The organism is Candidatus Poribacteria bacterium (assembly GCA_016866785.1).
GTDB lineage: Bacteria > Poribacteria > WGA-4E.
The window spans coordinates 1-23,149 of sequence record VGLH01000007.1; the positions used below are offsets into that span (position 1 = coordinate 1).

At 65.3% G+C, this 23,149-nt stretch carries 6 protein-coding genes and 4 tRNA genes; all 10 read right to left on the reverse strand.

From position 1 onward, the window contains the following. Nucleotides 1-127, reverse strand: a 127-nt coding sequence (tuf, locus tag FJZ36_01990) for an elongation factor Tu (protein ID MBM3213675.1), incomplete at its 3' end; no start/stop codon positions are given. 116 nt (nucleotides 128-243) lie between these two features. After that, a tRNA-Thr gene (locus FJZ36_01995) sits at nucleotides 244-319 on the reverse strand. Between the two features lie 52 nt (nucleotides 320-371). Continuing rightward, nucleotides 372-446 (reverse strand) — tRNA-Gly (locus FJZ36_02000). Nucleotides 447-523: 77 nt separating this feature from the next. Further along, nucleotides 524-609, reverse strand: a tRNA-Tyr gene (locus FJZ36_02005). Between the two features lie 47 nt (nucleotides 610-656). Beyond that, a tRNA-Thr gene (locus FJZ36_02010) sits at nucleotides 657-731 on the reverse strand. Between the two features lie 111 nt (nucleotides 732-842). Then, nucleotides 843-1,340 (reverse strand): hypothetical protein, encoded by a 498-nt coding sequence (locus FJZ36_02015; protein MBM3213676.1) that lies wholly within the window; start codon nucleotides 1,338-1,340, stop codon nucleotides 843-845. A 91-nt stretch (nucleotides 1,341-1,431) separates the two neighbouring features. Further along, nucleotides 1,432-2,373: a LysM peptidoglycan-binding domain-containing protein gene (locus tag FJZ36_02020; protein ID MBM3213677.1), complete on the reverse strand. Its 942-nt coding sequence runs from the start codon at nucleotides 2,371-2,373 to the stop codon at nucleotides 1,432-1,434. Continuing rightward, entirely contained in the window at nucleotides 2,291-3,262 is a 972-nt protein-coding gene (locus FJZ36_02025; protein ID MBM3213678.1) for a hypothetical protein, read from the reverse strand. Before FJZ36_02025 ends, FJZ36_02020 begins: the two co-directional genes overlap by 83 nt. A gap of 85 nt (nucleotides 3,263-3,347) precedes the next feature. Next, entirely contained in the window at nucleotides 3,348-10,991 is a 7,644-nt protein-coding gene (locus FJZ36_02030) for a hypothetical protein (protein ID MBM3213679.1), read from the reverse strand. A gap of 338 nt (nucleotides 10,992-11,329) precedes the next feature. Continuing rightward, entirely contained in the window at nucleotides 11,330-23,011 is an 11,682-nt protein-coding gene (locus FJZ36_02035) for a hypothetical protein (GenBank protein ID MBM3213680.1), read from the reverse strand. Nucleotides 23,012-23,149 lie beyond the last annotated feature (138 nt).

Below are 23,149 nucleotides of genomic sequence, written 5' to 3' on the forward strand. Positions count from 1 at the left end.
TCGCCATCCCCCGCTTGGAGAGAACGTTCGTGATCGCCGCCGTCAACGTCGTCTTCCCGTGGTCCACGTGACCAATCGTCCCAACATTGACGTGAGGCTTCGTCCTCTCGAACTTCTGCTTCGCCATCCTCGAATACCCCTTACCAGTGTTTCTTCGGCAGCGCCCATACGGGTCGCGCGCTCACGAATCTCCCCATCGGGCCAGTACTTCGGGATTCCGCTGGCGGGACGGCAGTTCTGAGTTGGAGCCGACGACCGGAATCGAACCGGTGACTCCGTCCTTACCAAGGACGTGCTCTACCGTCTGAGCTACGTCGGCGTGTCTCACGACGCCACGACCCGGCAAGTCCCGATCACAGAGCGAAACGAAGTGGAGCGGGAAACGGGACTCGAACCCGCGACCGTCAGCTTGGAAGGCTGTCGCTCTACCACTGAGCTATTCCCGCCTATCGCGCGACTCGACATCGCCCATGGGACGCAACACGACCTTCCTGATGGCGTCCCGTTCGACTGGACCGGTGAGTGGTGGGGAGAGGAGGATTCGAACCTCCGAAGGCATGCGCCGACAGATTTACAGTCTGTTCCCGTTGGCCACTTGGGTATCTCCCCGTCCGACGCCCACTGCGAACCAGTCGTCTGCCGCCAGACCGCGCTAATGGAGCTGGCGAGAGGATTTGAACCCCCGACCAACTGATTACAAATCAGCCGCTCTACCACTGAGCTACGCCAGCGTCGTGACCGTAAGCGCAATCCGGCATGGCGCTGGGAAGCGCAGGGGTAATTGTAGGTAGCCCACCACGGCTTGTCAAGCCGATTTGACCCAAGACCGCGCCAGCACCGGCTTAGGAAGACTTTGCCTGCAGTCTCGCCGACCGTTGCCTCTCGAGCAGCGCGGGATCGAACACCGCCGCCGAGAGAGCTCGAGCGATTGCTTTCCGCAAGGTCGACGGAGCCGAGGGTCGAAATCGGTAGTCGGAGTCGATGTCGTCCACCGACTCCGACACGATCGACAAGTCCGAAATGCTGCGCAGGTCGTCATGTCCTGGATGGATCACTCCCAGTACTGGCGTGTCTGCGCCGACCAGCGCCGTCACGACGGCGTTCGGAAGACCGACCGAGCCAGACGGGTTCCCAGCAACGACGATTGGCACGCGCATGTGCCGTGCCAGCGCGACGCCGCGTTCGGTCTTGCGAACCGCGATGTCGCTTGGTCCGCCTGAAAGCTCGATCGCGACGCATCGCTTGCCTCCGATCCACGCCAGGAAGAGCCCGACCTCGTCCGTGTCCCCGGACGTCCGGTCGCCGCGCAGTTCGAACCGACGGTCGTAGGGAAGAGACATCGACGCTCCTCTGAACAGCAAGACGGCAGGGACGCTCAAACAATGCGTCCCTGCCGCCAACACTACGTCAACACTACGTTTACTGCGCCGTCTACTGAGAAGCGGAGACCGCCAGGAACGCGATACCCACCGCCAGCGTCGACACGAGACCGACGATCCCTCGGTTCTTCTTCTCTGTTGCCTGATCGCCGTGCATCGGCATCGCCGACATCTTGGCGTTCAGTTCCTCGACAGCCTTGTGCTGCATGTGCACCTGGGCTTCAACCGACTTGCTCAACACGCCAAGCTCGGCTCGAAGCGCCTTGACCTCCGCAGCAGTCTCCTTGACCGCGCCGCTCTGCATCCCGCCGTGTTCCTCGACGAGTTGCTTGAGGTCCTTCTTGGACAACAGCCCACCCAGGGCTTTTTCCAGCTTCGCGAGACGCTTCTCGATTGCCGCCGTGTCAGCGACAACCGGAACAGAAGCCTTCGCCGCGTGTTCACTCAGCATGCCAAGCGAGGCTTCCAGCTTCTCGAGGCGCGCGCGCATGGCAGCGAGATCGGCAGTCAGCGGCTCCAACCGGGCGTTCATGTCCCGCAGCATCTTCTCAACCGAGGACACAGGCATCTCGATGGCGTCGGGCGTCTCCTTGATAACGACCGGCTCCTCCGCCGCCTGAGTTCCCGGAATGTTCAGCACCTGTCCGGGGCTGATGCGGTTCGGATTGCTGACGGTGTCTCTGTTGACTTCATGGACAGCACGCCATTTCTCGCCATTGCCCAAGTACTGCTTGGCAATCGCCCACAACGTGTCGCCTTTCTTGACGACGACGGTCTGCATTTTCTGGGCAATCACCGGAACGGCGCCAGCGACCGTGATCGACACGAGCGCGATCGCCAGCGGACGCAGCCGCCGCCAGCGCGGCAAAGAGAACGTCATTGGGTTCGCTCCTTTCGGGGTCGTCATGAACTCAGTACGCGTACGACAGCGACACGAAGTGCCTCGGGACATCTTCGAGGCCTCGTGCGGTACGATTGATGAACTGGAACGCATAGTCGGCTCGGATGTCGGCGATGCTGACCCCGAATCCCGCGAACCATCGGCTGCGATCGGCGCTCTGGCTCGTACCCAGTCGCAGCGCCACCGGGGCGATTCGATACTCTGCCCCCATGCGAACGAACAACGTGCGCTCTTCGAGCTCGACGAACTGCTTCTCGACGTCCATCGAGAGCAGGACCGAGCGCCTCCCCGGAGTCACCGTGGCGACGCCTGCGCTCATCGTCACAGGAATGGATGAATCCTCGCCCAGCGAACCGGCGAGATTGCGCACGCTCACGCCGTATTGGAGCAGATCAGGGATACTCCCAGCGAGTCCCAGGCTGAGCCCGCCGAACCCCGAACCGTCGGCATCGTCCGCATAGGCTGTGCCGTCCAGGCCGCTGAACGAGTCGAGTGCGTAGTCGATTCCGATCCCCAACTGCATGTCATCGTTCGCCTTGATTCCATAGGCGAACGTGAGGGCGTTGGCGCTGTACTGACCGCGACCGATGTCGGCACCCGTCGGATCCGTATAGATGAACGGCGCATCGTCGCTGTCACCGGCTCCGGCGTTCCGCCAAGCGACGCCGATGGCTCCAGGCCCGACCTTGGGCCACACGGCCGCGAGGTAGTTCTCGTGGATGTCGTAGGAATTCTCGCGCGTGTAGAACAGCGCTTCGACGCGGCCCATCTTGCCGAGGCCCGCCGGGTTCAGCGACACGCTCGCGACATCGTCGGACAGGGGGGTGTAGGCCTGAAGAGCGATGGCGCGCGCGCCGACCGGCTCCAACAACCAAGCCCCGGCGTTCTCTTTAGCCGCGTGTGCCGTTCCCCAAATGCCCGCGAGGGCGTAGGTCAGGATCGCCACGGCGCCCACCTTGCGCCACTGCTTGCGAACTGGCATTGCACGCTCCTTGTGCTAACTCGTCCCTTCGGCGTACCAGCCGACCGCTGGGCGTCCCGACACGCGTCGGGACGCCCGCGTGTGGCTAGCGAACCTTCGCCATCTTCAGGACTTTGACGACACGTTCTCCGCCGAAGCGGGACTCGATGGTCACTTGAGCGAAGTAGACGCCGCGACCGAAGTCGGCGATCCGAGCTCCGAGCGCCAGCTTGTGAACGCCCGGCAGCAGGCCTGGGTCATGGCGTTCTGCGACGAAGCGCTGACTGAAGTCGTAGATGCGCACGGTCACGTCCGACTCCTGTCCGAGCGAGAACCAGAGAGCGGTCTCCGCATCGAACGGGTTCGGCACGATCCGCATAGACGAGCCGGCGATCACCTGCTCGTCTTCGATCATGAACAGCCAGCTATGCTCCGCCTCGTTGCCCACCGTGTCAGCGACGGCTACGGCCGCGCGGTAGACGCCCGGCGCGAGGGTCGCGCTGGGCCGCCAAGTGACCGCGCTCGCCTCCTGAGCGACGGTTCCCGCGACTTCCTTGCCCTCAGACGTCACGACCAGCGACGCCGACGACTTGTCGATGCCAGCCTGGTTGTCCGAGTAGAAGGCGCTGACGATCACGTCAGAGCGTTCCTTCTCGTTGCCTCGGATCTTCCCGCCTGGCGCCGGAACCACTGATGTGATGCTCGGCGGCGTCGTCTCGATCGAGAACTCCCACTTGACGGACGTGGCGTTGCCGAGCATGTCGGCGACGGAGACCGTCACGACGTGGGAGCCTGTGGCGAGGTCTGACGTCGGTGTGTAGACCAACCGGCTCGTGTCCTTCGCCGTCGGGGTCACCGACTTGCCGTCGACATCGAGCGTCACCGCGTCAGCCTTCACGCCACTGCCGCTGTCGGAGTAGGACACAAGGATCGTCGGTTTGCGCGTTCCGACGAATCCGGTCGGCGAGTGCGCGGTGATGGCTGGCGCGTCGCGGTCGAGCTCGACCGTGAAGGTCCACTCGACCGAGGCGACGTTGCCGTTCGCGTCCGTAAGGTACGCGATCACGGTGTACTGTCGCTGCGTCAGACCGCTGACGGCGCGGGTCCAGCGCGAGTCATCGACGCGGGAACCGGCCTGCTGCGCCGCCTCGGTGTCGAGGCGGAACGTCACCGTGACCGGCGAGGCATCGGTGAAGGAGACCGCCAGCGTGGCGTCCGTCCGCGGGACGATGCCCGTGGGCGAAACAGCCGTGACCACCGGCTTCTCCTTGTCCTCGACGACCGTGAACTGCCAAACCGCTGGGACGCTGTTGCCGTCCACGTCGGTGACCACGGCGCTCACGACGTACTCGCCCGCCTTCAAGTCCGCGTTCGGCGTGAACACGGCGGAGCCGCTCAGCAGCGCCGAGCCGGCTGCCGCGTCCGTGCCGTCAGCCTTCTTGAGGACGGTGGAGCCGGCAACGCCGTCGATCTTGATCGAGACGCCCGCGGCGGCAACACCTGAGATGTCGTCGGAGAACGCCACGGTCACCTTCGGGCGCTTGGTCGTCGTCGTGCCCGTCGGGGCGAACGACGAAATGCGCGGAGCCGTGGTGTCCGTCTCGACGACAAAGCTGATGGCAGCCGTCGCCGGATTCCCGGCGCGATCGACGACGCGCACGTTCGCCGTGTGCGGTCCCGGCTTGAGTCGGGACTCAGGCGAGTAGACCATTCGGGTAGCTGTCGCGTTCGCGCCCTTGCTGTCGCCAGCAAGAGCCTTCTCGGTGTCTCCGAAAGCGACATCGACCACGCTGCCCTTCAGGTCCGCGAGTCCGAACGTCAACTGCACCACCGTCGACGCGTCGGAGTAAGCAGCCCAGACGTAGGGCCGCGTTCCGACCGTCGTTCCGGCTGCCGGAGCGACGAATGCGAGCGCCGGCGCGGTGTTGTCGACGAGAATCGGCGCCGCAGGCACGAAGACGTTCGGGCTCCCGCCCAACACGATCCGCGCTACGGATGCCCCCTCGGGTAGCTTCTTGGTATCCACCGTGAAGCGGAAGGTGTCGGAGCCGGCAGCCTTCACGCCCGGCACATGCATGGCGGCGATCGGCGCATCGGGCTTCGACGGGTTGACCGCGCGCAGCACTTCCTCCGAAACGTCCTCCGCCTTTGCGGCGATGAACAGCCCGGCAATGTCGGCGAACGGCGCATCGATCTCAATGACGGCAGAACCCGCCAGCGGTCGATCCTCCGGCGTCATACCAAGGTGGCGCTTGACGTCGAAAACGCCGGTCTTGACGATCCGGGTCTTTGCCAGCACTTCGGGGTCCTTGGCGACGAGGATGTTCCGCACCTCGACGGACTTCACGGCGTCGGCTGCGACCGCCTCTCGGTTCCCTGCGGCGTCAACCGCCAAGACCGCAAGACGATACGTGCCGTTGGCGAACGCCGTGCTGTCCACCTCGAACCGGTACTCCGGTCCTTCGGCAGCCGGCAGTTCGCCGACGACGCTATCGACCGTGTTGTCCGCCTTGACGCTGGCGAGCAGAACCTTGCCGCCCGCGTACGTCGCTGCCTTGGCAGCAACGACCGCCGTGAACCGCGCCTTCGCGCGAACGACGATGCTCTTGCCGTCCGCGCTGACGGCGGGCTCCCAAGCGGTCAACACGCGCGCCTGGCGCTCGACGGTGGCGATCACCGTGCCTGCTGCCGGGGACACGTCGTCCACGTTGTCGACCGCGACCGTGACCGTCTTGCTCGCCGGATAGGTCTTTCCAGCGGCGTCTGCCGGCACGATCCGCAGGATGTACGGGTTGTCGTCCTTCGTGGCGTCGCGCGCCTCGGGGGACTTGTTCTCGACGGTGTCCTTCGCCTTCGTGGTATCCCACTTCGCCGACCACGCGACCGTGTTCTGCGCGCCGGTCACTGGGGTCGACTTGATGATCAAGCCGCCCTCGGGCCCGCCGAGGCTGGCGCCGAGAGGCGCGAAGGTCTTCCCGCCGTCGGTGCTGAGCTCGATGCCCATGGCGAGGATGGCAGGAGCCGTGAACGCCGCCGTGTTGGCGGTCACGATCAGCGTGCCGCGCTCGCCGCCGCTGTCGGGGCTAGGCGTCGAACCTGCGTCCCGCGTGACCGTGAAGCTGAGAACCTCTGGCTCGATCGCCAGTGGGTTCTTGTCGACCGACAGCGCCGTGACGACGCTCGTACCGACGACCGTCAGCGCATTCGTGGTCACGACACGCAGAGACGCCGTCGTTACGCTCGCGGCGAACGCCGGCGTGTAGTTCAGCGTGAACGTGTCGCCCGCCTTGGCGCTCGCCAACTGAGCCGACGTGAGCGAACCGATGTTCGTCCAGGTCGTGCCGTCGACCGAGAGCTGCAGCGTTGCCGCGCTCAGCGGGTGTGCCGTCCGTGTCTGAACCGTGATCGTCGTCGCCAGAGACTTGGTGTTGGACCAGATGCGGAACGCAGCCGGGTCCACCTTGCCATCTGCGGCGACGCTGATCGACTCGAACGGACCTTGATCGTTCCCGTCACCGTTCTGATCCCCGATGGACAGCTTCGACACGCGGATCACGTCCGCGTCCGGAGGCACGATGTCGATTCGAACCGACGAGCCGTAGGGCCCGAAGTTGCCGAACTGGTCCACCGGCAACGCTCTCAGCGCGTACTGCCCGGACGGCGGGAACAGCATGTTCACCGACCCGCTCAGTCCTGGGAACGTCGGTGTGAGGGTACGGAGCGCGGCGACGAGCCCCGCGTACTCCTGTAGCGTGGCGAAGTTCAGGCTGAGTGCCGCGCCCGCTGCAACCAGGTCCTGACCGATCACCGCGCGCCGTACGATATCCGCCGCCGCCTGAACGTCAGCCTTCTTCGATGCCGAGAGCGCGTTGTACCCGGCGAGGAAGGTCGCGACGCCATCCGGCTCGAGGACGGAGAGCTTGGCGATGAGTTTCGGATCCGTCAGCACGACGGCGAGCAGCGCGATGTCGTACGCATCGTCCTTGTCGGCTGCGACGCCAGCGGACTTGAGCGCCGAGGCGATCAGGATCGCCGTCTGGTTGACCGGCAGCCAGATGCGCTGCGCTTGCTTCGCGGCGTCCTTCTCGATACCGAGCATCTGGAACACGCCGCCCTCGGCGTCACCGGTGATCTTGGCAGCGAGCCCAAGCGTGCCGCTCTTGTCGAGAGCCGTCGCGACCTGGACTCCGTCAGCGGACCGAATGTAGGACGCGGCGCCCCGGTTCGGAGCGACCGTCAGGCTCGTGACCTCTCCGGCGGAACGGTCGATTCGCAGCGGCTTCGCCACGAGTCGATTGTCGGTTCCAGCGATGACTTCGACGGTGTAGTTACCGTCTCCCACGGTCTCGAGGTCGAAGGTCGCGACCCACAGACCAGCCGCGGCAGGAACGGTGAACTTCGACACGAGCGGAACTTCCATCGTGCGCTGGATTTCCGCCGTCACCTTGTTGCCGAACGGAATCAGCTCTGCCTGAGCGCGAGCGATCAGCGCGGATGGATCGCCCACCACGTTCGCGAGCGCCTGGTTCAGGAACCGTGCCCCGTACTTGGCGATCAGGATCGGCTGAATGTCCGCCTGCACCAGCGGCAGGATGTCGTTGCCGACCACCGGCACGAGGTCCGGAGCCACCACCGGCAGGATCTTCGGCGCGGCGAGCGGCAGGATCGCGGCAGCGACCGTCGGATCGCCCAGCAATCCCGGTAGCGCCGCGTTCAGGCGTGCCGTCACGATGGGAGGAGCCAACTCGCGGATCTTGGCTTCCGCGGCTGCCTTCGCTGCTGCCTCCGCCTGCGCCGGTGTTCCGCCGGACAGCAGCGTCGCCTGCGCAGCGTCGTTCGCCGCCTTCACGACAGCCGGATCGCTCGCCAGTTCGGTTGCGACCTGGGTGGCAATCTGGTTGCCCCTAGCCCGAACGACTGCGTTGCTCTCCAACGCCGACTTGATCGCGGGATCCGACAGCAGTTGCTGCTGGATCGTCGCATCCGTCTGCAGCCGGCTCTGGATGACCGACCGTGCCGCCGGATTGTTGATGATCGCCGCCTGCAGCGACGGATCGCTCTGGATGCGCGCCAGCAGAATCGCCCGCACCTCAGGATCGTTGGCGATCTCAGCCTGAATGGCAGGATCGTTCAGGACGGCGTTCTCAGCGATGCGAATCGCCTCGCGTTCGACGTCCTTGACCAGCGCCCCGACGATGGGCTGAATCCGCAGCGCGACGGAGTCGAGCAACGGACGCCGGAGTTCGGGGTCGGTGGAGGTCGGAAACCCGCGATCCTCGAACTGGATGTTGCGGACGTCCGGCACCGCCCACTCGCTGGTGAACGACGCGGGGAGCGTGCTGATCGGGATCGGGTTCGTGAGCTTGATGCGGTAGTAGTAGTGGTAGACGCGTCCCGCGTTGAGCGTCTCGGTGACAGCCCAGCCGGTGCGGCGATGCGAGCCAGCCCGGAACGTCGTCTTCGTCAGCGGAACCGTACGATAGGGACCGCCTCTGCCGCTGTCCGACAGGTAGAGCGTCACGCCTGCGACTGGGTTGCTCGTCGATCCGGGCCACGACGGAAGAACGGCAAGGAGCTGTTCCTCGTCAGTCGTGAACTGGTAGTCGAACGTCCCGCTCGCCGTGACATCGCGCATGGACGCAGGAATCGAAGCGCCTGCGGTCGGCTTCAGGGCGACCGAAATCCCGGAGTCCGTTCCGCCGCGAACGTAGAGGTTCAGCTTGTTGCCAACGAGGGACACCGGAACTCGGAACGAGTTGTCCGCCAACCCGATGGGGTTCTCGTTCGCCGCATCCAGCAGCGGAACGAACAACGGGTTGCCGAAACTCTCGAGGTCGAGGTCCGTCGGATCAGGAACAAGCACCGGAGCCGTCGGCTTCTCATCGAGCGTCGCCGGGAACACCGGGACGGCGATTCCAAGGAGCGAGCCGTCGCGGACCAGTTGAGGCAGCAGGCTCTTGATCAGCGCCCTCGTCGACTCGTCGAGTTCAGGAGCCTCGACCACAGTCGCGAGAGTCTTCTGGAGCATGCGGATGTAGTTGGGGACGTCGATCGCCAACCCGCCGACGGACACAGGGCCCGTGAGCTTGAACTCGACATTGACCGACGCGCCGAGGACGTGCGCGGCAGTCAGGGTCACCTTGCTGCGTCCGACCGAAGTCCCTGCGGCGTTGATCGCCTCGAACACGAGCACGTCGCCGGTCTGGGCGACTGGCTCGCCGAGGGCGTCGAAGAACACGACGCCGAACTTGCCGGCTCCCGCCACGCCGATAGTGCTGGTCGCGACACCCGCCGACGGTCGTGACGAGTTGGTCACCCGGATCTGCGTGCCGGATGCTGCCAATGTCCCGTCTGCGTTCTTGACGGTTCCAGTCACTGCGAGGGTGATCGTCGACGGATTCAGCGAGGTGACGATCTTGCCGGCGTCGATGGCTCCGGCAGTCACCTGGGCGGCGGTCGCCTTGGACGTCACGGTGGCAACTGCCTTGCCGCCCTTGAGAACCACGACGGTGATTGTGTCGCCCGTCGCAACCACTGGCTGTGTCGCGTTGAAGAATGCGATTGAGAACTTGCCGACGCCGGCGTTTCCAAGAGTCTGCGTCTCTTGCAGTCCGCGCACCTCGACGCGCACCGACGCGCCTTCAGTGGCCGATAGAATCGTCGAGCCGTCGGCGTAGTAGACCTGACCGGACACGGCGAGCACCGTGCTCGTGGCTTCGGGCTGCGTCAGCCTCGAGGCGAGGGTTCCTAGGTCGAGGGCTCCCGCAGTCACCGCACTTGACGAGACGATGACGCTCTTCTCTGCGACGACGGTGCTCCCCTGCAAGACCCTGACGGTGACGACATCACCGGATGTCACCACGCCGCCCGTCGCGCTCACGAACGCCACGGAGAACTTCCCGCCTCCCGCCGAGCCTATCGTCTGCGTCTCCTTCAGAGCCCGCAGCGAAACCTCAGCCGTGAGGTTCTCGAACGCGGCGACGGGCGACTTGCCATCGACGTACGTGACGAGCCCGGACACGGCGAGCACGGGCCCAGACACGCCGGGCTCACCAACCTCGCCGCTCGCAACGACGAGCGACACGTCCGAAACGGACGACGTCGACAGTGCAGCCGACGTGACCGTCAGACGCGCTGAAGTCGTTGTCGCCACGGACGCGGCGGTGTAGGTCGCGGTGTAGACGCCACCAGCCGTGTGCGTGAAGGCTGTCAGCGTCCCGGCGGTCGCTGTTGCGGTCAGCGTGTCGTTGGTGACAGCCGCGCCACTTCGGTTGACCACCGTCGCCGTGACGGTCGCAGTGGCTTTGCCATCGCCCGGCAGAATCGACCGGCTCAAAGTCACCAGAAGTCCAGACAGCTTGACATTGACGGTGACCTTGGCGTTCGTCTCATCGGCGGCAGACAAGGCGACGCTCGCCTCTCCGAGCGTCGATCCGCCCTGGCGAATCGCCACGGAGATGTTGTCGCCGGCGGCGGCAACGTCCTCGACGAAGTTCGTGACCAGGAGAGCGGAGTAGGTTCCGCCGGCAGCCGTCTTTTCGGTCACCGAGACGTCATGTCCCAGCCGGGTCGCAGCCGTCGGGTTAGAGATCGCGACGTCGAGACCGGAGGCGGCAGGAGTTCCGTCAGCCTTCGTGACGGTTCCGCTGACTACGAGAACCTGTGCCGCCTGGGCCGGAAGCGACAAGAGGAGTGCAAGGAGCAAGCTCCCATAGACGAGATGCGGGAACCGCCTCTGGAAAGACCTCATGCGTTGCCTCCTGCTAGACCGAGTCACCCGGGCTGGCACCAAGACGGCACACCGGCGTGACGTTCCTTCGATGGGGTACGAAGCTCTTCGCGCGGACGCGGAGTTGCATAGATGGAAAGAAGTCCTCGTGCGAGCCGGACGCAACCACGTACGCGATGTCGAACCGAACTGAGCGAGCTCTTAGCCGTCTATTCGCGCCGAATCCGGGCTCGTCTCCGAAACCAAGACGAGCCCGGACTTTGCAGGGCGAAGCGGATGCTCTGCGTATGGCGTGAGCGCGGGGGCTCGCCGATTGCTCGGCGCTGCCCCGCGCGGTTGGGGTTAGGGTCGGAAGGCGACTACTTCAGAATGACCATCCGGCGCATCGCGCTGTAGGAACCAGCCTCGATGCGGTAGAGGTAGAGACCGCTGGCAACGCGCTCGCCAGTCTCGTTGGTGCCATCCCAGTAGGCAGCCTTGGACCGTGTCGTGTATGTGCCAGCCGGCAGCGCGCCGAGATCGAGCGTTCGAACCACCTCGCCAGCCGGGCTGTAGATGGTGATCCGAACCGCAGCGCTCTCAGCGATCTGGAACGGGATCCAGGTCTCCGGGTTGAACGGATTCGGGTAGTTCGGCATCAGAGCCGACTGAACCGGAACCACGCTCAGGAGAATCGAACCCATGTCCAGATGTCCGCGACGCACGTCCTCGGAAGTGATCGTGTGCCGCACCGGCTTGACGCCACCAAAGGTTCCGCTACCGTCGGTGACGCGCAGTTCGAGCGTGTCACCTACGCGGAAGTCCGCATCGCCGGAGCCGAGGTTCACGAACGTGGCAGCGTATCGACCGTTGCCAGCCGTGTTCCCGGAAGCCTCGGACAACGTCAGACCAGACCGCAGGTTCGTGACCGTCACGTCGATGCCGTTGACTGCGCGAGCGTTATCCTCGCGCGCCAGCGTACCGTCGATCACGAAGACCGGTGTCGCATCGGCGTTGTAGACGGAGCTAACGGGCGCGGCAGACGCCGAGTTCATCCAAGCGCCGCCCTTGAACGTCAGCGTCGCCGCCGTCGTCGCGTTGACGAGGTACGCCGCACCACCGGAGACGCTGACGTCAGCTGCGGCACTCACAGGCTTGAACTGCCCACCGGACTCGGCAATCACGACGCTGACCGCGTCGGGAGCCAGGCCCTTGATGGCGCTCGCCGTCGCGACCGCGCCAGAGCGCGTCACGCCGACGACGTTCAGTCCCTTGTTGAGTGCGACGGTCTCACTCAGCATTCCGCCGGTGACCTTGACGCTATTCGCCTTCTTCATGACGACGATCGCACCCGTTCCGTCGCTGATCGCACGGTCAGACGGAGATCCGACCTCGACCGCCGACGTGAACGGCTGGAACTTGCCAGCGGCATCCGCGAGGATCACCACGCTCACGAACTCGTCGCCACCAAGGAGCTTGAACAGGTCGCTTGCGCGGGCAAGGGTCTTGATCTTGACCGGCACGCTGACCAGATTCACGCCTGCATGGAGACTGACCGTGTAGGTCGTCTCGTTCTGGAGACGAACCTTGAGCTCGGCGCTCGCGGTGTTACCTGCCGCGTCGGTGACCGTCACCTTCACGACCTTGTCGCCGCTCGCGGACGTCGAGTCGGAGCTGATCGCAACATCCGCCGAGAACGACCCGGCAGTCGTGGCGCTCTCCGTCAGGTTGACGGCAGCCGTCTTGGTGCTGTCAACCGTCGAGACATCCGCCGTGATCTTGGCGCCGGCCTCAGTGGTCACCTTGACGGTGAACGTCAAGCCGTTGCGGACCTCGGCGGGCTCCAGACTCGATGCGGTGATCGCAAGCTTCGTGTCGATTGTGACCGTACCAGTCGCGGTGGCGCTGGACGTCTTCCCAGAAGCGTCCGTCGACGTGACCGTGACGGCTGCCTTGGAAACGTCATCGCCATCCTTGACCGTGTATGAGCCCTTGACCGCCTTGTAGCCTGCAGGCGCCGGGGTTGCCGGGCTGGCGTCCGTCGCCATGGCGACGTCCTTAGCTCCAGCAACACCAGTGATCGTGAACGTCGCGTTCGACGCGCTGCCGATCTGAGCCGTCACGGTGATCGCAACACCAGCCTTCGCAGGCGTGGTGGGCGACACCGAAACCGCCTCGATCGCATTCAGGTAGACGAACGTGTCGTTGGTCGCGAGTGCCGCGGTGTCGGTCTTCGCCGTCACGACGACGCGCGCGCCTGCGGTCTGAGCCGCGCTGATGGTGCCCTTGACTTCGATCGTTCCGCTCGCCGTCGCCTTAGGCGCGGCGAAGTTTGCGATCGTGCCGAAGTCGATCGTCATGTTCTGGTCGGCTGCGAAGCCATACCCCTTGACGGTGACCTCGGTGCCAAGCGTACCGGTAGCCGGCGTGACGCTCAGGCTGGCGTTCATGTGGAGCGCTTGGGCGACGGTGATCGTCAGACCCGCCGCGTCGCTGACCGTGATCGCCTGCACGCCGTTGACGACGGCAGGAACCTTGATGACGGCGCTGAAGTCACCCTTGGCGTCCGTGGTCGCACCGGAGACTGCCTCAGCAGTCGTCGACCCGACCTTGAACGTCAGAGCGCTGTTCGCCGTGAAGAGCGTGCCCTTCACCGTCACCTCGCTGCCCATCGTGACAGGCAGCTTGGCGTCGGCTGCAGGCTGCGACACCGCCGACGGGAGCGTCAGCTTCGCCGTGCCAGACGACAGCAGCCCTTGCGCGATGACGTTGATCGCGCCACCGGGCAGATCGCCCAGTTTCAACGTGACTGCGGCAAACGAGCCATTGGCGTCGGTTGTGACGACCAGCGGCGACGTCTCCACCGTAGCCTCGGCACCAGCGGACCCGACCTTCACCCGGATCGTCTCACCGGGATTGAAGCCCTTGCCCGCGATGGCGACGATATCGCCACGCGCAGCCGAGGTCGTCTTGGTGGCATCACCGTTGATGCTCGTCACCGTGACGCCGCCGACCACCGTGAACACGGTGCTTCGGTCACCGACCGTCACGAGGTACGTCCCGCCAATCTTGTCAGCCAGCGTGAACTGAACGGCGTAGTTCCCGGTCACGTTCGTGATGATCTGGTCGGCGCCCACGATCTGACCCGTCGTCGCCGTCAGGCCTGTGACGACCTGAGTGGCGAAGAACAGGTTCCCGAGGTTCGTTGACGGGTTGGCAACGCCGCTCACGACGATCGTGTCACCAGGCGTGCCGGTCGCAGCACCCGTCCGCGTGGACACGATGCTGACGAGCGCGCCGGAGAGCGTCACCGTCGCAGACTTCGCGAACCCGGTCGTGGCACCCATGACCTCAACCGTCTTGGACGCTGAGAACGGGCGGTTCGGGACCGAGAACGTCAGCGTGAACTGACCATCGGCTCCCGTCGTCCCGCCGGACACCGCCGGCACGACCTGACCGTCGTACTTGACCGTCAGCGACTCACTGGCGCCGAACCCGGAGCCAGTCACCGACACGATGTTGCCCGGAGCAACCGTCGTCGGCGAAACAGCCACGGACTGACCGATCGTGATCGTGTCGCCGAGCGACAGCGGGCTGGAGCCCGTGCCCTCACGGGCGATCAACTGGACCGGTCCGCCGGGGACTGCCGGCACGGAGAACTGGACACCGGAGAAGGCGCCGGTGCTATCCGTGAACGTCGTCGCAACGCGGATGCCCTTGACCTCCACGTAGACGATCGTGTTCGCCGCGTAACCCGTCGCCCGCAGGCTGATGAGTCCGCCCACGTTCGCGCTCGTCGGGGTGATGGTCAGCGAGCCGCCGACGTTGAACGTCGCATCGACGTTACCCGTGCCAGTGCCGGCAGCGCGAATCGTCCGCGCGCCAAACGGCACCGTGACCGGCATCGTCTTGACGACCGTGAACGCGCCGCCGCCGTCTGTCAGGGCGGACCCAAGGCTGGTGGCCGGGTCAACGATCGTGAACGTGACGGCATCACCACCGGGGAACCCGGTACCTGTGATCGTGAACGACGTGACGGACGCGCCGCTGTTGGGTGACAGCGTGATCTTTGGCTTGACCGTGAACGACGGGTTCGTCGCCGGCTTCGTCGAATCGACGGAGATGACTAGCGCCTTCGCGCCCATCGTCGTCGCCGGAGCCGTCGCGCTCAGCGCAACCGCACCGTTCGCTTGGACGACCGCCGTCGCCACGACCGCGCCACCGTCGCCGTCGAACCGCAGGCTCGCCGTAGCGCCCGCCGGGAACCCAGAGCCGGAGACCGTGAATGCGGTTCCGACGGTTCCATTGGCGGGGCTGGGAGCAGCAGCCGACGGTATCATCTTGTAGGCGAGCTGACGTTCCGTCGCCGAATTCAGCGCCTGACCCGAGGTCGTGCCACGGAGCTGAATGTCGGTCACGCCGAACGCATGCTCCGGCGCCGAGAACGACAGGACGATGCTTCCGTCGCTCTTGGCGATGGTGCTGAACGACGTGCCGTTCACCGTCGCCGTGACCGTCTCGCCGCCCGCGAAGCCGACGGCGTTGATCACGATCGCCTCGCCCTTGCGCGCCTCAGGAGGCGTAAAGGAACCCGACGGGGTCGATACGGTTCCAGGGACGCCGTTGGCGAGGACTGAGCGGACACCCGCGACGACACTCACAGACCCCGACGCAACCTGATCCGTGCCGACATCCACGACAATCGCCTGGCTCCCGTAGGGAACCGGGGGTATGTCAAGCGCTAGCTTGAACGTCCCATTTGCCGTTGCCGTCAGGGTACCGGCAGCAGGATTGTTGAGGTCACTGATGCTCGTCGGGTTCAACCCGCCGACCTTGACCTGCGTGGTCAGGATCGCTTGGCTCGCCGCAAAGCCATCGCCCTCGACGACGATGCGCCCGCCCGGTTCAACCGACGCCGGATCGACCTTCGTGATCCGCGCGCCCTTGATCTCGAACGTTCCAGCCGTGTTGAACACCGTCAGCACCGTCGTGGCGACTGGGTAGCCGGCGAGCTTCGACCGCGTCGGAACGCTGATCGTCGCGACGATGACGCCGTTGCTGTTGCTCTTGACGGTGAACGGGTCGCTGCCCTCGCGGACGCCCGTCGAGACGGAGGTCGTCTGGACGCTCGTGCCGCCGAAGGTGATCGAACCGTAGTTCGTGTCCGCCTTCAAGCCCGTCAGGGTCACAACCAGAGCCGTGCCCGGAGCGCCCGCGGCAACGTTCAGCGCCTGCTTGGTCAAGAGCGTCATGGCAACCGCCGTCGCAGCGCCGACGCGCACGTTCTTGGTTCGGCTAACCGTCTCCGTGGCGTGAATGCCGCTCGTGGGCCAAGCGAACTTGGCTTCGAACACGCCATTCGCGTTCGTGATGATTTGGTTGCCGATCTGCGTCCCGAGCGTGACCGAGCTCAACAGCACGTCGGTGTACTGCTCACCCGCCGACGTCAGCGAGCTGATCTGGATCGCGCCGACCGTCGTGTTCGACGCGAAGCCAACGCCCTTCACGGTGATCGTGTCCCCCGGCAGAACCGTCGTGGCAGACAGCGTGATCGCTGTACCCGACCCTGGGGTCGAGAGCAAGAACGTGCCGTAGGTCGCAGTTCCTGTGCCTGCAGTCGCGACGATCGACTTGACGCCGGCGGTTGCGGCGGCTGGGATAGAGTCCTTGTCCAGCCGGATCGATGCGCTGAACGATCCGATCGCGTCGGTCGTCACCGTGGACGGGCTGACGAGTCCGCCAACGCCTCCTGGCACGGCAGAGCCGCCGAACGTGAACGTGACGGCCTGGCTAGCCGGGAAGCCCTGACCGGTGACGAAGATCGTCGAGCCGGGTTGAGCATCCGACGGCGAGACAGAACTGATCACGGGTGTTGTGGTGACCGTCGCCGCGGTGGCTTCGGCGATGACCGCCGAGGCGGAACCGACGGCGCGGAACCACTTCGTTGCGCTGCCGCCGGAGCCGGCGTCAGACGCCTGGACGATGTAGTCGATGCTGAAAGTACCGTCGGCGGCGGCAGTCGTCGACTGCGGGTTCTTGAACCCGAGGGTCGTGTTGCCGAGCGACACCGTCACGGTCTCGCCAGCGCCGAAGCCGTTGCCCTTGACGGTGACCTTGTCGCCGATCGCCTTTGCTCCGACGACCGCCGACGGATCGGTGATCTTGCCGGTGATGACGACCGTGACGATGGGGGCGGTGATCTTGGCAGACCCATGCACGCCCGTCGTCACGCCGCGCAACCGAATGTCGCGCGCGCCCGCAGCCTTCGTCGGAACCTTGACGCTCAGCGTCAGGGCGCCGCCGGAACTCGTCTTGTGGCTACCGTCGCCCGACTTCTTGCCGGCGGAGTCGGCGATGTCTTGATCGAAGACTGGATTGTTCCCGAAGTCGATCGCGACCTGCTCGCCGCTGCCCATGTTGACCAGCGAGATCGTGCGGACGTCAGCGACGTTGACCGTCGCGCTGCCAGTCAGCGTCGCGCTGGGCAGGATCTCGAGCGACAGGCCGCTCGACTTCTTGTCACCAGGACCCACGATCTCGATGGCTTTCACGCCACCGGCGATCGTGCTGGGAACGAGGAAGTAGGCGACCGTGGTGCCGTAGCTGTTGGCGACGGCTGCGGCGACCGGCGTTCTGTCCGTACCGCTCGTCACGAACGACGTCGCCGCGTCAGCGCCGAGCTTCACGGTGAGAGCGCCGCTTGCCGGGAATCCGGTCACGCCGACGCCGATCACGTCCGCGAGGACGCCGCCGCGCAGGCTGATCGCCTCGAGGACGCCGTTGAAGTCGGCATCCGGCTGCGTCACGCCAGGCACGGAGAAGTTCTCGATGCCCGTCAGGTTCGGAACGACTGTGAACTTGTCGGAGGTGAAGCCGCCGACCTTCACGAAGTAGTCGTTCGTCGGGAGATCGAGGACCTTGATGCTGGCGTCGAACGAGCCGTTGGCGTTCGCCACGATGTAGCCGGACTGCAGGATGCCCTCAGCCACGGTGATGTTCGTGGTCGAGATGGTTCCGCGTCCTGCGGCGATCGCGTCCTGGCTGTCGGCAGCCTTCGAGGCGTCCGAGCGGGTGACTTGGAGGTTGTCCGACCGGAGCCATGCCGTCGAGGTCCCGTCGACGATCGACCACTTGTTGAAGCGGGTTGTCGAGAACACCTCGTAGGTGGCGCCGTTCGCCTTGAACCCGGTACCGCTGAAGGTCACGATGCCGCCGACCTTCACGCTCGCCGTCGCCGCCGAGATCGTGACCTTGGGCACGATCTGGACGTTCGTCCGCGCCGTCGGGACGCTCGAGGACGCCAGTGCGTAGATTGCGGCTGGCGCCTCAGGCATCGTGAACGTCACTTCGAACGCCCCTGCGCCGTCGGCGATGATCGTCGCCCCGGACACGATCCCGACTCCAGCGCTCGCTGGAGTCAGCGTGATTGTCCCGAGCTGCAGCACGCCGGTACTGGCGTTGGCGCTGAACCCGGCGCCGACCACGCGCACCGTCGTGCCAACCTGAACGTCCGGCGCACCGTCGCTGCCGGCGTCCGTGAAGGACGACTTGTCCGACTTCGTGACCGTCAGCGTTGCCGCTGTGCCGGTCGGGCTGAAGACGAACGCTGACGAGCTTGCCGTCACCGTCGCGTCCCCGCTGTCGGTCGCCGAGATCGTCACGGATCCGGCGGTCGTCGTCCCAGCGGTGATCTGGGCGCTGAACTCGCCATTCGCCGCGACTTCAGCCGTCCGCTGAACGATTCCCGCATAGGAGATTGACACAAGCTGGCTGGGTCGGAATGCCTTGCCGCTCACCGTGATCGTCGTTCCGCTCGCGCCACTCGAAGGCGACACGGCAATCGACGGGGTGATCTTGACGAGGCTCGCCAGTTGCCCAGCGAAGTCGAGGATCGAGTCCCCCTTGAATGCCAGGCTCAGCAGGCCCGCGTTCAGCTCGGATGGGACCACGAAGCTGGCGCTCATGTCGCCGTTGGACCCAGCCACACCGGACAACGTCAGCGCCTTCCCGCCATCGAATGCGGCGCCAGCGTCGGCGATACCCGGGTTGGTGAGTCGCGCCAAGGACGCGCCCGCAGGCATGCCCTTGATGATGACCGTCACCGTGCTTCCGATACTGACCGAGACCGGCGTAGCACCCTCGGTCAAGCCACGGTTGCTGTTGAACTTCGCCTTCGCCGACCCTCCGACCTGGATCTCGGTCAGAAGCGGCAGGATCTTCAGCGCATCCGTCGCCGAGCTGGCGCTCTCATTGAGCGTCTTGCCCAACACGCTCAGCGTCTTGCCGCCTGCGACAAGGCTGCCCACCGTGATCGACGTGGAGAACGCGCCGTTGGTGTCCGCCGCGGACGCGCCGCCGGACGCGAACGACTGGACGACTCCGCCGAGTTTCGGCTCCAGGGCTTCGCTCGCGCCGAAACCGTTGCCGGTGAAGGTAACCGTATCGCCGACTTCGATGTTGCCCAGTGTCGTGAGCGTGACCGAGGGCTGGATTAGGATCGACGCCGAGTCCTCTTCAGACGTGAGCGTGCCGGTCAGCAGGCTCTGGACGCGGATGCCCGTCGTGCCGCCGCGAATGCCGGCGGGAACGACGAACCTCGCGACCAGCCGTCCCAAGCCGTCCGTGCTTGCACTCGACGCAACGTCCTGTCCGAGGACCTTGACGGTCGTGCCAGCCAGCAGGCTCGCGCCGCTGATCTGCGTCGTCGCCGACTGCCCCTCGAAGATGACCGTCACGGCGGAGCTGCCGGTGAAGCCGGCGCCCGTGATCGTCACCGTGTCGCCGATCTTCGCCTTGCCCGGGCTGACGTTCAGCACGCCCGCGACGATGTTGAACGCGACCGTGTTGCGACGACCGGAGATGTCGCCCCAGACGGACAGACCGCTGTTGGTAGCGGTACCGGTCGTCGTCTCGGAGTAGGCGCCAGCAGCAAGGGCGGGCAGGCTCATGAGGAGGCTGTTGAAGCTCCCCGTCCCATCGGACGCGCCGATCAGCCCCACTTCGCCGCCTGCGACACTCGCGCGCAGGTTCTCATTGGCGCCGAAGTGAACGCCCGACACCTTCACCTGGTCGCCCGGGGCGCCGGTGGAGAAGGAGAGCGTGATCTTGGCGTTGAGGAGAACCGTGTTCGCCGAAGTCGCCGTCAGCGTCGAGGTCAGACCCGTCGCCTTCACCGCGATGCCCGAGCTGGAACCAGCCTGCGCGGGAATCGTGAACGTGACGGCGGTCAGAACGCCCGATGCGTTCGAGGACGTCGTGGCGATCCCACTGGTCGACCCGAAGTCGATGCGGACGGACTCGTTCGCGCCGAAGCCATCACCATCGACCTTGATCGTGTCGCCCTTGACCTTGTCCGTGATGTTGCCGGTGGAGTCGTTCAGCTTGGTGATTCGCGGCGACACCGTGAAGGGCACCGTGAACCCGCCGACGCTGACGTCCGCAGCGCCGCCAGCGCGCGACGGAACGACGAACGTCACGACGAAGGTTCCATCAGCCGCCGTGATGATGCGGCTCTGGTCGTCGATGGACCCCGTCGTCGCGGCGAGGGAGTTCCGCGTATTGCTGGAATCCACCGCCTTGAGCATCGCCGTGCCGCCGAAGAACAGGTTGCCGAGGTTGACGATCGCGGGGGTACCGACGGTTCCCGTCACCTGGATCGTCGTCCCGCCCGGCGCCGAGTTGGAGCCTGTCGCGGGATTCACTGCTGACAGGATCGGACTCGCGGACGACGCTTCGACGGTGAACTCCATCGTCGAGCCGCCGATCGTCGTCGTGGCGCCGTGGATCAGGGCAACAGCGCCCTGGATCTCGATCAGGCGGCGCGTCTTGGCGTTGTTGGCGACCGTCAGCGAACCCGCCAACCCGCCAGCCGCGTCGGTCGTCCCGATCGTCACGTTCTCCTGAAGGTTGGCACCGGCGATCCCGCCCGTGTAGTCCTTGACGTGGACCTTGATGGCAGTACTCGCCGGGAACCCGTCGCCCGTGAAGGTGATGATCGACCCGACGACCACCGGCACCGGCTTCAGGAACGCGGTGATGGCGCTCTTCATCGATACCGGGTTCGCTAGGCTCGCGCTTCCGCCAGAGGACAATCCCGTGATCTTCACGGTCTTGTCGCCCGCCGACAGGTTCCACACCTGAACGCTTCCGAGCAGCTCACCGTTGGCGTCTACGCCCGTCACGTTCTGCGCGTACGTGCCGATCTCGACCTTGACGGTCTCACCGGCGGCGAGCCCACGCGCGCGGAAGTTGATGACGTTCGAGTTCCGAATCGCCGACTTGGCGTCCGCCGCGAGTCCCGCGCCGGGCTCAGGGCTGTTCACCCAGACCTTCGTCAGGCTCGCGGAGACAGAGAAGGAGACGATGTTCGTGACCGCTCCGGTCAACTCGACTCGCTTCGAACCAGCGGTTGACTGCGGCACGGAAGCCGGCACCGGGAACGTCACCTTAAAGATACCGTTGGCGTCGCTCGTCACATCAGTACCCGTGACGGTGCCGACGGTGGCGGTCGGGGTGACGACGTAATCGATGTTGCCGAACGTGACCTTGCCAAGGTTCGTCAGCGGGACGAATCCGAAGCCCGTCAGCGTCAAAGTGTCGCCGACAGCGCCGCTGGACTTGTCGAGCGCGATGGACGCGCCCAGACCCGGATTCGAGTAGACGAACCCGCTAACGGTCGCCGGCTTGCTAGAGACCTTGCCTGTCACGGTGATCGACTTGACACCGCTCGTGGCAACGCTCGGAACCGCGAACTGGACGACGCGCGTCCCGTTGGCATCCGCAGCGTTGTCGGATGCATGGGCAGTGGCAGTCACGGCGATGCCGTCGAACGTGATGTTGACGTCTTCATCCCACGTCGCGTTCGTGTCGCCGCCCCGCTTGTTCAAGCCCTTGACGTCGATGATGACCGTCGTGCCCGCTGTGCCGGACTGCACCGACGCGGCATTGAATCCGGCGCTCACGTTGACCGTCACGCCGCCGGCGTCCGAGAACGTGTCCGCCTCACCGACGACCTGCATCGTTACCGTGTTCGCCGTCGCGGCGTACTGCGCTTCGGCAACCGTCGTGCTCAGGTCGACAACGCCGAGCGCCGAAGCGGCGACCGTCGATGTGCGGCCGGGAGTGACGACGGTAACGTTGGCGCCACCCGGGAAGCCCTCGCCCTTGACGACGAGCGCTTCGCCCACGAGACGCGACGTCTTGTCGATCGACGCGACCTTCGAGATGACGCGGAAGTTCGACGTCGCCGCCAGGTCGCCGCCGACGTTCTTGTCGACCACGGTCACGCCGACGACACCGCTCGTCGTCGTCGCGCGGGCAACCGACTTGAGCGCGATAACGACGGAGAACGTCCCGTCGGCGTTGACGGTCGCGTCCTTGTTCAGGTTGTCGGCGTGGCTGGAGGTGGAAGAGGCGACTCCCGCCGCGAGGGCCACGTCGCCGAGGCTGACCTTCGCCTTGTTGTCACCCGACTTGAGCCCGTTCCCGGTGACCGTGACCGACTCGCCGACGCGCGCCGCGAAGGGCGAGACGCTGGTGATCTGCGGCAGGATCGTGAACGCCGTGGTCGCCTGGGTTCCACCCACCCGCAGGAACTGCTGACCGCCGCTCACCGCCGGTAGACGGAACTGAAAGCGGTAGGAGCCGGAGCTGTTGGTCACCACGCTGTCGTCGCCGCTCAGACTGCCCGTGATGGCGAGCAGGTTGTTGGACGCCGACGTCAGCGTGATGCCTCCGATCGTCACACGACCGAGGGTCGTGTTGGGCGTCAGGCCGGAGCCCTGGACGAGGATCGTGCTGCCGACCTTGCCCGAAGTCGATCCATCCGCTGCCAGTACGCTGTCGATCAGCGCAGCCTGGGTCGACCCCGCAACGCCGAAAAGCACCAGAACCAGCAAGCAGGCGAAGGACATGCCCTGCTTAAGGTACTTTCGCATCGCAGATTCTTCCTTTCGTTCCCGCGAGTCTTCCGACATCGGAAGGGGGGTTTCCGCGAACCGACGTGACTTCGTAAACGCTGACATACGCACCTTGCGATTGAGGGATGTTATGGACGATTGCATTGGTGACCGACGGGAGCTCAGGTGCTTCTTCTCAGCGCTCCTTCTGCTGGCAAGACCTCCCACCGAGTGACGCCGCGGGCGGCGGCGTAGAACCGATGGCAAGCCGCAAAACGCACTCGATAATACACCGACCGCCCA

Excerpts from the sequence above, each read along its gene's own strand:
- FJZ36_02015 (MBM3213676.1), bottom strand. The coding sequence starts at position 1,340 with ATGTCTCTTCCCTACGACCGTCGGTTCGAACTGCGCGGCGACCGGACG.
- FJZ36_02035 (MBM3213680.1), bottom strand. The coding sequence starts at position 23,011 with ATGCAATCGTCCATAACATCCCTCAATCGCAAGGTGCGTATGTCAGCG.
- FJZ36_02020 (MBM3213677.1), bottom strand. The coding sequence starts at position 2,373 with ATGCGTTCCAGTTCATCAATCGTACCGCACGAGGCCTCGAAGATGTCC.
- FJZ36_02030 (MBM3213679.1), bottom strand. The coding sequence starts at position 10,991 with ATGAGGTCTTTCCAGAGGCGGTTCCCGCATCTCGTCTATGGGAGCTTG.
- FJZ36_02025 (MBM3213678.1), bottom strand. The coding sequence starts at position 3,262 with ATGCCAGTTCGCAAGCAGTGGCGCAAGGTGGGCGCCGTGGCGATCCTG.